The sequence below is a fragment of the Brevundimonas sp. genome, assembly GCF_046299595.1.
In the GTDB taxonomy this organism is placed as follows: domain Bacteria; phylum Pseudomonadota; class Alphaproteobacteria; order Caulobacterales; family Caulobacteraceae; genus Brevundimonas.
This window is the reverse complement of the sequence record NZ_JBKBHQ010000001.1, coordinates 632,927-648,299: the sequence shown is the minus strand read 5'-3', so window position 1 is coordinate 648,299 and position 15,373 is coordinate 632,927. Positions and strand designations below refer to the sequence as shown.

Genomic DNA, 15,373 nt, shown 5'->3' with positions numbered 1-15,373 from the left:
TCGGATGGCTCGCGTCCGGCAGAAGGGCACGCAGGCAGAGATCGACCTGCGCAGGGTGCTGCATTCCAAGGGTCTTAGATATCGCCTGCACGTGCCGTTGCTGACGAAGCCCAGACGCGTCGCCGATATCGTCTTCCCCAGTGTTCGGATCGCCGTCTTCGTCGACGGTTGCTTCTGGCATGGTTGTCCCGAGCATGCCTCTTGGCCGAAGAGCAACGCCGAGTTCTGGCGTGAAAAGATCGAGACCAATCGCGCCAGGGATGCCGATACCGATCTGCGGCTGAACGCACTTGGTTGGACGATCGTGCGGATTTGGGAGCACGAAGATGCCAGCGATGCCGCGGCTCGCATCGCTGAGCTCGTCGGCGCACGCAGGAAGGATGGAGGCGGCCCATGTCTATGAATGCAGATGAGATCGCAGCGAAGATCGCTCACAATACCGCCCCTGAGCCGGGCCAGTTGGTCGAGGCTCGCCGCCGCCAATGGATCGTTTCCGAGGTCGACGGCGGCACGATCGCGCCCGGGTTCCCCCAGCGACATCTGGTTCGACTTGCTTCCATTGATGAGGATGCGCTCGGCGAGGAAATCGAGGTGCTTTGGGAACTCGAACCCGGCGCGCATGTAATCGAGCGGGCCGGATTGCCTCGAATGACCGGCTTGGACGACCCTCCGACACTTCAGGCATTCCTCGATGCCGTCCTTTGGGGCGCTGCTACGAATGCAGACCGCGGCTATCTACAGGCGCCATTCCGCAGCGGTGTCAGCATCGAAGACTTCCAGTTGGATCCGCTGGTGCGTGCCATCGACATGGCGCGCACCAATTTGCTGATCGCCGATGACGTCGGCCTCGGAAAGACCATTGAGGCCGGGCTCGTCGTCCAAGAGATGCTCTTACGTCATCGCGCCCGCACCGTTCTGGTGCTTTGCCCCGCCTCTCTGCAAGAAAAGTGGCGCATCGAAATGCAGGAGAAGTTCGGGCTCGAGTTCCGGATCGTCGATACGGAATACGTCAAGCGTTTGCGCCGCGAGCGGGGCCTGCATGCCAATCCGTGGACGTCTTTTCCCAGACTCATAACATCGATGGACTGGGCGAAGCAGGGTGAAGGCCTGCGCCTCCTGCGCGATGCTTTGCCGCAGCACGTAAGTCATCCTCGAAAATTTGACCTGCTGATCATCGACGAGGCCCACAACGTCGCTCCGACCGTCGGCCGATATGCAGTCGAGAGCCTTCGGACACGGTTGGTGCGACTCGCCGCGCCCCACTTCCAGCACAAGCTGTTTCTCACGGCTACGCCGCACGACGGCTATACGGAATCCTTCACTGCGTTGCTCGAGCTCCTTGACGACCAGCGGTTTGCAAGAAACGTGCTGCCCAGCGATCCGCAACTCGCCCGGGTGATGGTTCGCCGCCTCAAGAGCGATCTCGTCGATGCCAACGGCAAGCGTATCTATCCCGAGAGGCGACTCGAAGCACTGCCGATCGAGTATTCGGATGAAGAGAGGGACGTTCGGCGGCAACTCGAAGCATACATCAAAAGCCGTGAGAGCGGCGATGATGGCAGGCGTGCGGTCGATCACTTCGTGCACCAGTTGCTGCGCAAGCGCCTCTCTTCGTCTCCCGCGGCATTCGCAGCCACGCTGGAGCGGCATATCTCGACGACCGAAGGTCGGGCGTCGAGTGAGCGCGGCCAGAAGAAATTCGATGATCGCATTCTCCGGCGGGCCATTGCGAAGACAGAGGAGGACTACGCGGACGACGCCCAGCGAGACGCCGCCGAGGAAGAAGCGATCGAGGTGGCTGGAAAGCACATCCGACCGCCGACCGCCGAAGAACGTCGGATGCTCGATCGGTTACGCTCATGGGCTCAGCAAGCGGCCCGCCGAACCGACGCCAAGGCTGATGCCTTGTTGGACTGGCTGGCCAAACATCTGAAGGATGGGGAACGGTGGACGAACGAGCGGGTGATCCTGTTCACCGAGTACCGCGCTACACAGCAATGGATGCACGAGATCCTTGCAGCCCAAGGCTTCGGGGCTGAGCGGCTGGCTCTAATCTACGGCGGCATGGATCCGAAGGAGCGTGAGGCCGTGAAGGCGGCGTTTCAGGCCGATCCCTCGGAATCGCCTGTGAGAATCCTGTTGGCGACCGATGCTGCCTCGGAGGGGATCGATCTCCAGAACCATTGCCACCTGATGATCCACCTCGAGATTCCTTACAATCCCAACGTCATGGAGCAGCGGAACGGTCGCATCGACCGCCATGGTCAACGTGCCAGCGAGGTCGTGATCTGGCATCCAGTGGATGCTGAGGGTGGCCACGGAGACGACATTCTACGCGCTCTCCGAAAGCTGGATGCGATGCGCGCGGACATGGGCAGCGTCAACCCGGTCATTGCACCTCAGCTACCGGACCTCCTCGAGGGACGGCGTCGCGATCTCGACACACGACAAGCCGAAGCTCGGATGGAGAAGTCGCGTCGTTTCGTGAAGGCTGAGCGTGATCTGCGCGAACGTGTCGCCAAGCTCCACGAGCGACTGAACGAGACCCGGCGCGAGCAGAGTCTCGTGCCCGATCACATCGAACGGGCCGTGCGCACGGCTCTGCGTCTCGCAGACAAACCCGACCTCGAACCAATCTCACTGTCTGGAGCGCCGGACGGCACCGTCTTTCGCATGCCGTCTTTGACGGGATCATGGTCGCGGTGCCTGGAGGGGCTAGAACACCCTTATAATCAGAAGATTCGGCCCATCACCTTCGACCACGATGTCGCGAGGGGACGAGACGACGTGGTTCTCGTCCACCTGAACCACCGTCTGGTCCAAATGAGTCTTCGTCTCCTGCGTGCGGAGATATGGGCGCGCGATGACGTGAAGAAACTGCACCGAGTCACCGTGCGCTCGCTCCCGGATGGTCGTATCGAGGGACCGGCCGTGGTCGTGATGTCCCGGCTCGTCGTGACCGGCGGGAACCATCACCGCCTGCACGAGGAGCTCACGGAAGCAGGGGGATATCTGCGCGACTCTGGCTTTCGGCGGGAGGAACGGGTTACCGAGGTTCGGCGCTGGCTGGAGGAATCTCTCCCAGCGGCGCTTGCGGATCCGACGTTCGATGCTTTGCGGACCCGCTTCGACAAACAGCGCGATGCCATTCTGGCCGCCGTCGAAGCTCGCTCGAAGGACCGACTGCGCTTTCTCGTGAACACCATCGAGAACCGGAAACGGAAGGAAGCCGATGACATTCGTCAAGTTCTGGACGACCTCGAGCATGCGCTGAAGAATGAAATCGCGGCAGAACAGCAGCCCGTACAGCTTTCCCTGTTCTCCGAAGACGAGCGCACTCAGCTAAAGCGCGACCGGGCAGCCCTCGAGGCACGCCTGGCCCGAATCCCGAAGGAACGAGAACAGGAACTGCTGGCGATCGAAGAACGGCACTCCAACGCCATCGAGCACACCTTCCCGGTGGCCGTCCTCCTGTTGGTGCCGAACGCCCTCGTGACGGAGAAGCGCGGATGAGCACCGATCACGAATGGCTGAATCTCATCGAAGTATCGGGCCCCTTCCTGGCGGTGCCCGTACTGAAGGAAGTCTTTCCCCAAGGTCTCGAAGCTCTTCCTTCCGGCCGCCCCCAGCGATTGCGTCGAACATATGAGGAATGGCGCGATGCCGTCGACATGGACGACCTCGACTTGCCTTCCCTGCACGCGGCATGGATCGACGACGTACTGACCACGGCCCTGGAGATGGATGACGCGGTGTTGCGTCGCATCGGGGCTTTGCCCGAGCGCCTGACGGTCGCACTGCCAGAGCATGGGGTTACGGTCGCGCCCGATCTGGCGGTGGTGAATCCGACGAATGGCGACGAACCGCTCCTGCTCATTCACGTCTACGATCCCGACACCGATCTCGATGCGACTCACCGTTTCCACGGCCTTGCCATCACGCCGGCCGATCGGATGGTTGCCCTGCTCCGTGCGACGGGATGCGCCATCGGCATCGTCACCAATGGTGAGCGCTGGATGCTCGTCCATGCGCCCGTCGGGGCCGTGGCGGGTTTCGCCAGCTGGTATGCACGTCTCTGGGGACAAGAACCGGAGACATTGCGTGCCTTCGTCAGCCTTCTGGGCGTCCGTCGCTTCTTCGGACCCGACGAGGGAAAGCTGCCTGCACTCTTTGAACGGTCCCTCAAGCACCAGGACGATGTGACCGAGGCGCTGGGCGAACAGGTCCGGCGGGCCGTCGAAGTGCTCGTTCAGGCTCTGGATCGTGCTGATCAGGACCGCAATCGCGAGCTACTGCGCGACGTCGATCCCCGCGAGCTCTACGAGGCCGGTCTGACGGTCATGATGCGGCTCGTCTTCCTGCTGGCTGCCGAAGAGCGCGCATTACTGCTGCTCGGCGATCCTCGCTACGACTCCTTCTATGCAATCTCCAGCCTGCGGATGCAGCTGCGCGCGGATTCCGAAGAGATCCTTGAGCGCCGCCGGTCGGCATGGTCTCGTCTGCTCGCATTGTTTCGTGGCGTCTATGGCGGCATCGATCACCCGACTCTCCGCCTTCCGGCCCTCGGCGGTTCGCTGTTCGATCCCGACCGCTATCCCTTCCTTGAGGGGCGCAAGAAGGGAACGAATTGGCGCACCGACTCCGCGGAGCCTCTGCCGATCGACGACCGCACCGTTCTGCTCCTGCTGGAGGCGATCCAGACCTTCGAAGGCCGCACGCTGTCCTATCGTGCGCTGGACGTCGAGCAGATCGGCCATGTCTACGAGGGTCTCCTCGAACGCACGGTGAAGCGCGTCGAGGATGTGACGCTGGAACTCGACAGCGGTGCGAAGGCGAAGAGCCCGCGCGCGACGCTCGGCGAGATGGAGTCCGCGCGCCTCGACGGAATGGCGAGGGTTGCGGAGCTGCTGAAGGAACGGAGCGAACGCTCTGAGTCCGCCATCCGAAATGCCCTTGAGCGGGGGGCCGACGATCGTCTCGCCACGCGCCTGCTCACCGTCTGCCGTGGTGACATTGGCCTGCGCGACCGCCTTCTCCCCTTTGCACCCCTCTTGCGGACCGATCCGTGGGGCTATCCGCTCGTCCATCATTCCGGTGCCTTCGTCGTCGTCCTCGGCGCCGACCGGCGTGAGAGCGGGACGCACTACACGCCGAAGAGCCTGACTGAGAAGATCGTGGAGGAGACGCTCACCGCAGTCGCCTATCGCGGCCCGGCCGAGGGCGTGGCGCCAGAGGAATGGGAGCTGAAGAGCGCCAAGGAGCTGCTCGACCTGAAAGTCTGCGATCCCGCCATGGGATCGGGCGCTTTCCTCGTTCAGGCGTGCCGCTGGCTTTCCGACCGGCTGGTCGAGGCCTGGTCGGTTATCGAAGCGAATGGGAAGAAGATCGATAGCGAAGGCCGCATCCTTGGCGAAGGCGATAACGAAGGGTTCGAGCCCTTGTCACAGGACGTCGAAGAACGCGCGATCCTCGCGCGGCGTCTCGTCGCCGAGCGCTGCCTCTACGGCGTGGACCGGAACCCGCTTGCCGTCGAGTTGGCGAAGCTCTCGCTCTGGTTGACGACCATGTCCAAAGGGCGGCCTTTCGGCTTCCTCGACCACAACCTTCGCAGCGGTGACAGCCTACTGGGGATTCATGATCTCGACCAACTCGTCGAGCTCAACGTGAATCCGAAGGGCCAGGCTCAGCTTCGGCTGTTCGGTCGGACCATTCGGTCGGCCGTCGACAAGGCGCTTGAGTTGCGTGCCCGGCTGCGGGACATCCCCATTCGCGACATCCACGATGTCGAGGCGATGGCAGCGCTTGATGCGCAGTCGCGAGGCGAGCTGGAACTGCCTGCGATCATCGCAGATGCATTCGTTGGCATCGTCCTCGCTGAAGAGCGCGCAGGGGAGCGGAATACTCGGATCGAGACAATAGCTGCATTTGCCGATGCCGCCGCCAGCGGTGACAACCCAGCAAAGGGTAGGCTCCGGCGCGATGCGTCGAGTGATTTGGCCAAAGATTCGCCGGACGGAGCAGCACGAAGACCTTTCCACTGGCCATTAGAATTTCCAGAAGTGTTTCTCCGTGAGAAAGGATTCAATGCCATCGTGGGGAATCCCCCATTCCTCGGCGGGCAGCGGATCACCGGAGCAATGGGTACGGCCTTCCGAAATTGGCTCGTGGGTCAAATTGCAGAAGGTCGGCGCGGATCAGCTGACCTCGTTTCTTACTTCTTTCTGCGTTCATTCATGTTGCTACGCAACGGCGGCGGCTTCGGCTTGCTTGCAGTCAATACGATCTCGGAGGGGGACACGAGATTTGTTGGGTTGGAAGCGATGATCTTGGCCGGGGCGGTCATTCGTACTGCGTATCCAAACGAACCGTGGCCGGGAACGGCGGCCGTAGCCACCAGCCGTGTTCATGTGCAGAAGGGAAATTGGAACGGGCAGCGGACACTGCTTGGACAACCGGTATCCTATATCTCCGCTTTCCTTTCAGACCATGAGGAGTGGAGTCCTCAACGGCTGAAGTCCAATGAAAATACCGCTTTTCAGGGCTCTATCGTTCTTGGGATGGGGTTCGTCATCACTCCGGAGGAAGCAAGCGACTTGATCGCGTTAGATCCACGTAATGCCGATGTGTTGTTCCCATATATGAACGGCCAAGACCTCAACTCAGAGGCAGACCAACAGCCAACTCGTTGGGCAATCAACTTTTGGGACTGGCCGGAAGAGAGGGCGCGGGCGTACGAAGGGCCATGGAGAATAGTGGAAGAGCGGGTCAAGCCAGAAAGACAAAGACGAAAATCAAATGGTCAATATGCACTGAGGAATCCGCTACCACAGCGCTGGTGGCAGTATGGCGAGAAGCGCCCTGGTCTTTATCACAAACTTGGCCGAGGCCATGCCTTTGAGCGTCACCCCGAAGAATGGGATCCGGCCAAGGCGCCGCTTGATCAGGTGATCGCAATACCAGAAACTACAAAATACTGTGTATTTTCCCTTGTTTCTAATTCGATCGTTCTTTCGCACATGCTCAAGGTGATCGCTAGCGATTCACGTGACATGTTTTGCATTCTGAACTCATCTCTCCACGAGTGCTGGGCCAGAAAGCAATCTTCTACGCTTGAAACTAGGCTTAAGTATATTACTACGTCAGCATTCGAGACATTTGTTTTCCCAAGTATTGTTAGAAATCAGCTTTTTGAGCTTGGAGATCGCCTGGCGAAAGCAAGAAACTTGACGATGTCGCAGGATGGGGTTGGCATAACGCGTCTATACAATAAGCTCCATAACGCTTCGGAAATTGATCCGAATATCGTGGCGCTTCGCGACTTACATCGCCAGATAGATGATGCCGTCGCCAATTCTTATGGCTGGGGCGACCTAAAACTGGGTCATGGCTTCCATGAGGTGCCATATCTACCCGAGAATGATCGGGTCCGGTTCACGATTTCGGAGGAGGCTCGCGTCGACGTTCTGCATCGCTTGGCCGAGCTGAATAGACAGCGGTACCAAGAAGAGGTCGATCAGGGCCTTCACGACGGGACGTCTGCCTCCGGCAAAGCGCGTGGGCGGAGACCACGCGCGACTTCTGCGCCCGAACTGACTTTCGACCTTGAAGACATCCTTCCAACAAACATCGAGGGGGGCGATTGACCATGGCCAATTTGACCACGATTACCGAGCCATTAGTCAGCGTCTGGATCGTCAAGCGAGTATCCAACTCGCCTCGCTATTCCGTGCGCGTCAAAGGCAGAACGGCGAGTCAAAGCGCGATCGAAGAAGGCCACTGGGTCGTCGTTCTAAACGATGATGGCGGTGTCTCCGGCATCGGCCGTATCCTCCGTATCCGCTCGGATCTTGGCGGCTCCACGATCCATTTCGACCACTGGCACCCTGTGACTCCGTCGATCCCGCTCGTCGACCTTGGGCTAACCGTGCCGACCGGACCTGCCGCGCGGCTGCCATGGGACGATTTCTTGCGTGTCCTGCCGCTCCTCGGCATCGCTGATCCGGGGGCGGTGCCGCTGATCGACGATATCGTCTATGTCCGCGAGCTTCTTGAGCTGGCCGTGCGTGACGATCTGCTCGGCCCGGCCGGCGGGCCGCACGAACTGATCAAGGACATGAGCGTTCGTGACCGGTACCTCGTCGGCAAGTTGGCGCCGCGTCGGCCGGACGACGACCATGCGCCCCAGGTGGAGCCGGCTTCGGCCGCCGACGAGAGCGGCGACCTCGAGGATGAGCGAACGGCGCCGCTGCACGAGCCCGGCGCGGAGTTCGCGAGCGTATCGGGCCGCGTGGAGCCGGAAGATGACGCGCTCGATGAGATCGACACGACGAATAATCAGTCGCTGGTGCCTTCGAGCATGGGCCTCACCTTCTGCGTGGCGCCCGATGTCGAGACATTGGCCGTCGATGCACGATGGGGGCGTTACGAACGTGTCCCCAACGATGAGCATGACATCGTAAAGACCCGTAAGAACCGCGAAACCGGTCGTGAAGAAGAGGTGAAAGTCAGAGTCTGGCAACGAATCCCTTGCGGTGGCGTGGTCCGATTGCCGCTCGTCGACGGTCAGATCAAACCATCAACACCTGATCCGGATCAGCCGGATGTCCGCTTGCAGGGTACGGTTCGGACGAACAACAAGGGGGAGCGGCTCGTCACCCTGTTCCTGGTGAACGGCCAGCTGGAGCCCAACGACAACAAGGACCGCGCCTGGCTGTTCCAACCGGAGATCAGCGTGGAGGCCTCCGAGGGACAGAGCGACAGGGCTGTGTTTCGGCGTCGACCGTCCAACGACGTCGTGGTCGATGACGCGGAGCGCGATCGGCTCGCACTCATCTATCGCAATCGGCTGGAATTTGCCGTCGGGCATGGCGTATCCGTGCACGCCGATACGACGCCCGAGGATCCGACGAAGGCCCACCGCGTCAGAACCGAGATCATCCCGCGCTACGAAGTCGCCGTCACCGAAACGCCCGGCCTCGACCCCAGGGACCGCCCAGCCATGCGGCGCATGGTCGACGAGGGCTGGCTGGATATGACACGTCTGGCCGAGATGGTGCCGGACGCGTTGCGCGATGCCCTCTCGTGCCTCGTCGACGACTACGCCGTTTGGATCGACGAGCAGAAAGCGCGGCTGGGGTCCGAGATCACCGGTTTCGATGATCCGGGAAAGGATGTCATAGAACGCTGCGAGGAGATCCTGCGCCGCCTTCGGGACGGCATGGCCACACTCTTTGCGGATCCGAAAGCGCTGGAGGCGTTTCGCTTCGCCAATCGGTCCATGGCGATGCAGCGTGTCCGAAGCATCTACGCTCTGAAGCGCAGGCGAAACGAGACCGTGGATGTGGCCACGTTGGACGTGCCGAAGAACAGGTCGTGGCGGCCGTTCCAGCTTGCATTCTTGCTGCTATCGATCCCGTCGCTCGCCGATCCGGCTCATCCGGACAGGACGCAGCCGGTCGAGGCGTTCGCCGACCTGCTCTGGTTCCCGACCGGCGGCGGCAAGACCGAGGCCTATCTCGGTGTGGCGGCGTTCGCCATGGCCATGCGCCGCCTCAAGAATGATCTGGGCGGCCTCGACGCTTCCCGCGGTCTCGCCGTCATCATGCGCTACACGCTGCGACTGCTGACACTGCAGCAGTTCCAGAGGGCAACGACGCTGCTTTGCGCGATGGAAGTCATCCGCCGTGCGGACGACAAGACGTGGGGCACGGAGCCGTTCACGCTCGGCCTTTGGGTCGGAAATCGCGTGACACCTGGGACCACCGATGCGTCTCACCAGGCTGTGGAGGCCATCCGCAACAATGACCGCAACAAAGCGGGCATCGCTTCGCCCGCACAGCTGACCAGCTGCCCTTGGTGCGGATCGGAGATCTCCGGTGGTCGTGACATCGAGGTCGACAGGATCGCCGGCAGGACACTGATCCACTGCGGTGACAGGCTGGGTAGCTGCGATTTCTCGAAGGCGAAATCCAGCGGACAGCCCCATCCGGGGCTTCCCGTGAAGGTCGTCGACGAGGAAATCTATCACCGTCCACCGACGATGATGATCGCAACCGTCGACAAGTTCGCGATGATGGCCTGGCGCCCTCAGGTACGGACTCTGTTCGGCCGTATCGATCAGGAATGCGGACGCCATGGCCTGCTCTGGCCGAGCCATGACTGCGGCACTGGGCACCGAGCGAGGGGCGCATATCCGGCCGCCAGCGTGAGGCCAGTTCGCGCCATCAGACCGCCGGACCTGATCATTCAGGACGAATTCCATCTCATCAGCGGCCCGTTGGGTACGATGGTCGGTCTTTACGAGACGGCCGTCGATGAACTGAGCAGCTGGGTTCTGGGCGATATGAAAGTTCGTCCCAAGGTGGTTGCCTCGACCGCGACCGTCCGGCGAGCCGATGATCAAGTGCGCAACGTCTTCATGCGGCGAATATCGGTGTTCCCGCCCTCGGGGCTGGATGTCGAGGACAACTTCTTCTCGGTTCAGAGACCGATCAGCGAGAAACCCGGGCGGCGCTACATGGGCGTCTGCGCACCGGGAAGTTCGCGCCCTGCGGTCCTGATCAGGACTTATACGGCTTTCCTGACGGCCGCGCAGGCACTGTTCGATCGGTTCGGCCCGGTGGCCGACCCCTACATGACGCTCGTCGGCTACTTCAACTCGCTGCGAGAACTCGGTGGCATGAAGCGGCTGGCAGAAGACGATGTCCAGACACGTTCCTTCCGCGTCAATATGAGCTTGGTGGACAGGCCGGGGCTCTCCCAGCGACGCGTCGACGAGGTCAGCGAATTGACGTCGCGCGTCTCCAGTCAGGACATTCCCCGCTACCTCGATCAGCTCGAGGTCCCGTTCGAAGGGGCTTTCGATCCGGTACAGGGAAAATGGGTGACCAACCGGAAACCAGGAGAGGCCCGACCGATCGATGCCGTCCTCGCGACCAACATGTTGTCCGTCGGTGTCGACGTGAATCGTCTCGGGGTTATGGTCGTCAACGGTCAGCCCAAGGGAACGGCCGAGTACATCCAGGCGACCAGCCGCGTAGGCCGGACGCCTCCGGGACTAGTGGCGACCGTTCTGACTTGGGCCCGGCCGCGCGACCTGTCGCACTACGAGACCTTCGAGCATTACCACGCGACGTTCTACCAGCATGTCGAAGCTCAATCCGTCACCCCATTCTCACCACGAGCGCTGGATCGAGGACTCACCGGGGCGATGCTTTCGATCATGCGCCACACCTTTGATTCCTTCGCGGCGAATGACGGGGCTGGCGCCATGAATAGTCCGAGTCGCAAAGAGATGCTGGAAACGATAGGCGCCATCGCAGCTCGTACCTGGGAGGTAACGGAAGACTCGGGGAAGAAGGCTTTGACCGAAGCCGAGATGAAGAGTCGAGCCGACGAATGGGCCAGTGAAGCGGGCGTCGGAGGCCGCACGCTCGTCTACCAGAAGCATGGCGCAGGCCCCACCGCCTATCCGCTGCTCTCGGCGCCGGGCATCAAGCCTTGGACCGACTGGACCGTCCCGATGTCGATGCGCGAAGTCGAGCCCGGTGTAAGGCTCGTGATGGAGGACGACCGATCGACAAGTGATCCGACGTGGCGGCCGCGGGTGATGCAGCCCGAGGAGGATCAACAATGAGCAAGACACCCGTAGGAGAAATTCGACCGAGCCAGTTGCTTTGGACCTACGGTCCCGGAGCCTTGATCGATCTTCCGAACATGTCGGTCGTCACCATGGGGATCGATCGCTGGGAGAAAGACAGGTGTCAGCCGATACAAGAGGCACGATTGCTTGCCAACGTTCGTAGCGTGCTCGGTCCCCAGGTTGAATCATTGCGCATGCCGCCTATCGGCGAAAGGGACATCGTTGATCCGTTTTCTGCCGCAGCGCTGATCGGGGTACCTGTCAAACCCTTCCCGAGATGGCTGCGCTGCGTCAAATGTGGCTTGCTGTCACCCTATGACGCCGGCTTGTTCAAGCTGAAAGAGAACAGATACCGCCCGGAATTGACGCGCTTCGTTCATGAGGGGTGTAGAGGGTCGAACAACGATCAAAGAGCCAGAGATGCCGATGCTGTTCCGGCGCGCTTCCTCATGGCATGTCGGGCCGGCCATCTGGATGACTTCGCTTGGCACTGGTTCGTTCACGGCGGACCAAGCACATGCCGAGCGACGCTGAGATTCTTCGAGAGCGGAGCATCGCTTCAAACCGAGAATCTGTGGGTCAAGTGCGACGGCTGCGGCGCATCGAAGAACATGGCACAGGCCTTCGGTCAGGCGGGTCGAGACAATCTTCCCGGCTGCCGTGGGCGACATCCGCATGTGGATCGGTTCGAAGACGACTGCACCGAGGAACCCCGCGCAATCCTCCTCGGCGCAACCAACGGCTGGTTTCCGGTCACGCTCTCTGTTCTCGCAATTCCGCAAATAGGAAGTCCTCTGGCCCAGCTAGTCGCCGATGGCTGGACGTTCTTCGAAGACGTTGGTTCCGCTGCCGAAGTAGCCTTCGTCGTCAAGACCCTCAAGAAGACTGCGCAGCTGCCCGGCATCGAGCAGTTCACCGATGAGCAGATCTGGTCCGCAATAGAAACCCATCGCAATGGCGGACAAGCGATCGAACAGAATGACCTTAAAGGGCCTGAATGGGATGTGCTTACGGCCGAGAACCCGCCCACCGACTATCCGCATTTCATGAGCAAAAAGGTCGACGTCCCGTCGGATTTTGGTTCGTCGATCACACGAGTGCTATTGCTGGAACGCCTGCGCGAGGTGAATGCCCTTCTGGGATTTACGAGGGTCGAATCCCCGGATGAGGGCACAGGGGACGACGCAGCTCCACGGGCTCCACTCGCACGTGCCGCGCCGAATTGGGTGCCGGCCACCCAAGTTCACGGGGAAGGCATTTTCATCCGCTTCGATGCAGATTCCTTGAAGGCCTGGGCGGGCAAGGAGCCCGTAAAAGCCCTCGACGCACGGCTACGGCAGGGGCACCGCGGATGGCGCCACAAACGGAACCTCGACCCGAACCAAGGTTATCCGGGGGTTCGCTACGTCATGCTGCACACCCTCGCGCATATGCTGATCCGGGAACTGGCCTTGGAGTGTGGCTATAACGCCGCGAGCATTCGCGAGCGAATATATGCAGATGTCGAGGACGGCAGAGATCAAGCCGGATTTCTCATTTACACGGCCGCAGCTGATTCCGATGGGACCCTTGGAGGACTCGTAGAACTCGGGAAGCCTGAAAATCTCGGCCGACTTCTTCGTCAGGCGCTGGATCGCGCGCACGTCTGTGCTTCCGATCCCCTCTGCGCGGAACACGATCCCAGTAAGGATCAGTCGCTTCACGGCGCTGCGTGTCACGCATGTTCATTCGTCTCGGAAACTTCCTGTGAGCGCGGGAATCGCCACCTCGATCGTTCGCTGGTGGTCCCCACTCTCGAAAACCCCGATGCAGCATTTTTCGAGACGATCTGATGGAGGCAATGCTGATCGCAGCCATGGACCTCGTAGTCCTGTTGCCTCCGTCGAGGATCGAAGCACTCGCTGATCGGATTCGCGGCTCAGGGGCAGCCGAGAGAGATGGAAGCCTGAATCAGATTGTTACCACACCGATTGCTCGTGCCGCGCTCGATCGCCTTATCGCCACATGGAAGCAGACGGGGATCTCGGGAGACATAGTAGCTGGTATCTTGGTCGGTGCGGCATTCGCCCGGCAACGGGTACAGCAGGAAAGCAGTGTCGAACTCGTTTGGACTGGTCCGACGACCCCCTTCGTCGCCACCCGTCGCACAGCGCAGGTGCTCTTGGACCTTATCGGCCACTCCCAAAATGACCTCTTCCTAGTCAGCTTCGTTGCGTATGACGTCTCCTCGGTCGTCGACGCATTGAACGCTGCTGCCGCTCGCGGCATCGACATCCGCATTCTTCTGGAGACGTCCACGAGTCATGGTGGCAGCCTGTCTGTTGATGCTATCGCCACGATGCGACGCTGTGTGCCTTCGGCGAACTTGTATGTTTGGACCGACCGACCGGCACCATTCACGGAAGGAAGGGTGCACGCGAAAGTGGCAGTTGCCGACGGGCATACAGCATTTCTGACCAGCGCAAATCTGACGGGACACGCGCTCGAAAAGAACATGGAAGCTGGCGTCATGATCCGTGGTGGGCACGTTCCGACGGGTCTCCGTGCACATCTACATGCTCTAATCGAGACGAAGGTCATTCGTAAGATTTAGCAGGGGAATATATCACTGTCGGTATGAACGAGCCTGATCCCGCATGGCTTCCGCCGCTCACCCGACCTTGCAGCCCCAGAAGGACGTGTGATTGGCGGCGAAATACCCGTCGGCCACACGAAAGGTGCCCTGCAGCTCGACCGTGTCGCCTTGTGCGAGCGACACCATGGTCTGCAGCCAGAGCGCCGTCGCCTCGGAAGCGTGCGCCCCGGATATCTCGCCGAATGACCCACGGATTTCGGCCGAGCCGTTCAGCACGAGTCGCCCGCGCATGCGCGCCGTGGTGCTGGAATTGACCTTGTAGAGCAGCGTGGCGCCGAGGAGGTAGGTGCCGGCGACCGGAGCGACGAAACGGTTGTTGCCTGCGTCGAAGGCGCTCTGGTCGTTGTAGTCGGTGTTGTTGATGGCGATCTTTGTCCAGGTGTCGACGGCAACATAGTTGTCGTAGTTGGTATAGCCCTTGAAGCGCGGCAGCCGGGGCTGGTCGACGATGCCGGTGGCGTTGTCGACGATCAGCCCGTCGAAGAAGGCGCTGCCGTCGGCGGAGACCGCCAGCCGGAACCTGTCCGAACCGAAGAGGCCCATCAGCGCCTTGGTGACATAGGCGGTCTGGAAGGTGAGCCCGAGGTCGCGACCGGCGGCTTCCTTGTTCATGGTATAGAAGAGATCGCCGGTGCCTCCTTCGGCGACGGTCCTGCCGGTCCAGAGCGCGGCATTGAGCTTCGCCGAGAACGGATTGGCCGCATCGGCGGTCGTTCCGAGACCGAGCAGCACCATGTTCTGTAGCTCGACGGGCGTCGTGACGATCCAGACGGAGCCTTCATAGACCAGCAGCAACCCCTCGTCCTCCACCCATGCCCGCCAGCCGGTCCGCGGCGGAAGGCGAAGCCAGGTGCCGTCGGTCCAGAGCGCGACGTTCAAATCCCACCCTGTCCAGGCCCCGGTTGCGCCTGACGCCACGATGTAGCGGTCACCGTCGGCGGGGCTGCCGGGCGGCGCCGTCAGATCCCGATCGAGGACGGAGAGCTGGACGAGTCCGTCGAGCAGCCGCAGCGCCTCGTTGTGGGTGACATGCTTCTGTGCCTGCGCCGCCAGGATGTAGGGCAGGAGCAGATGGGTGGTGGCATCGGACATGGGCG

7 protein-coding genes are annotated in these 15,373 nt (G+C 61.2%); 6 read left to right on the top strand and 1 reads right to left on the bottom strand.

All coding sequences use genetic code 11. The annotated features are described in order from the left end of the window. The first annotated feature begins 4 nt into the window (after positions 1-4). From ACK4E3_RS03215 to drmC, 6 genes are read left to right on the top strand one after another with little or no spacing between them, the layout of a single operon-like run. Complete coding sequence (locus ACK4E3_RS03215; protein WP_409696266.1) at positions 5-403, top strand: very short patch repair endonuclease; 399 nt, start codon at positions 5-7, stop codon at positions 401-403. Beyond that, the gene (drmD, locus tag ACK4E3_RS03210) at positions 394-3,513 is read left to right on the top strand and encodes a DISARM system SNF2-like helicase DrmD (protein WP_409696263.1); all 3,120 of its coding nucleotides are present in this window, start codon (positions 394-396) and stop codon (positions 3,511-3,513) included. Before ACK4E3_RS03215 ends, drmD begins: the two co-directional genes overlap by 10 nt. Then, positions 3,510-7,643, top strand: a complete 4,134-nt coding sequence (locus ACK4E3_RS03205) for an Eco57I restriction-modification methylase domain-containing protein (RefSeq protein ID WP_409696260.1) — start codon at positions 3,510-3,512, stop codon at positions 7,641-7,643. The genes drmD and ACK4E3_RS03205 overlap by 4 nt, the downstream gene beginning before the upstream one ends. Positions 7,644-7,645: 2 nt before the next feature. Then, positions 7,646-11,635 carry a DISARM system helicase DrmA gene (gene drmA / locus ACK4E3_RS03200; RefSeq protein WP_409696257.1) on the top strand — a complete coding sequence of 1,330 codons (3,990 nt, stop codon included), beginning with the start codon at positions 7,646-7,648 and terminating at the stop codon, positions 11,633-11,635. Then, a complete protein-coding gene (gene drmB, locus ACK4E3_RS03195) occupies positions 11,632-13,473 on the top strand; it encodes a DrmB family protein (protein ID WP_409696254.1) in 1,842 nt (613 codons plus the stop codon). Before drmA ends, drmB begins: the two co-directional genes overlap by 4 nt. An 8-nt stretch (positions 13,474-13,481) precedes the next feature. Next, on the top strand, positions 13,482-14,234 hold the full coding sequence (gene drmC / locus ACK4E3_RS03190; protein WP_409696251.1) for a DISARM system phospholipase D-like protein DrmC: 753 nt from the start codon (positions 13,482-13,484) through the stop codon (positions 14,232-14,234). 57 nt (positions 14,235-14,291) lie between these two features. Here the strand turns inward: drmC and ACK4E3_RS03185 are convergent, their stop codons facing one another. Further along, positions 14,292-15,368, bottom strand: coding sequence for a DUF2793 domain-containing protein (locus tag ACK4E3_RS03185; protein ID WP_409696249.1), 1,077 nt, complete (start codon positions 15,366-15,368; stop codon positions 14,292-14,294). Positions 15,369-15,373: the final 5 nt, after the last annotated feature.

Coding starts and splice junctions, on each gene's coding strand:
- drmC (WP_409696251.1), top strand. CDS start 13,482: ATGCTGATCGCAGCCATGGACCTCGTAGTCCTGTTGCCTCCGTCGAGG.
- ACK4E3_RS03215 (WP_409696266.1), top strand. CDS start 5: ATGGCTCGCGTCCGGCAGAAGGGCACGCAGGCAGAGATCGACCTGCGC.
- drmD (WP_409696263.1), top strand. CDS start 394: ATGTCTATGAATGCAGATGAGATCGCAGCGAAGATCGCTCACAATACC.
- drmB (WP_409696254.1), top strand. CDS start 11,632: ATGAGCAAGACACCCGTAGGAGAAATTCGACCGAGCCAGTTGCTTTGG.
- ACK4E3_RS03185 (WP_409696249.1), bottom strand. CDS start 15,368: ATGTCCGATGCCACCACCCATCTGCTCCTGCCCTACATCCTGGCGGCG.
- ACK4E3_RS03205 (WP_409696260.1), top strand. CDS start 3,510: ATGAGCACCGATCACGAATGGCTGAATCTCATCGAAGTATCGGGCCCC.
- drmA (WP_409696257.1), top strand. CDS start 7,646: ATGGCCAATTTGACCACGATTACCGAGCCATTAGTCAGCGTCTGGATC.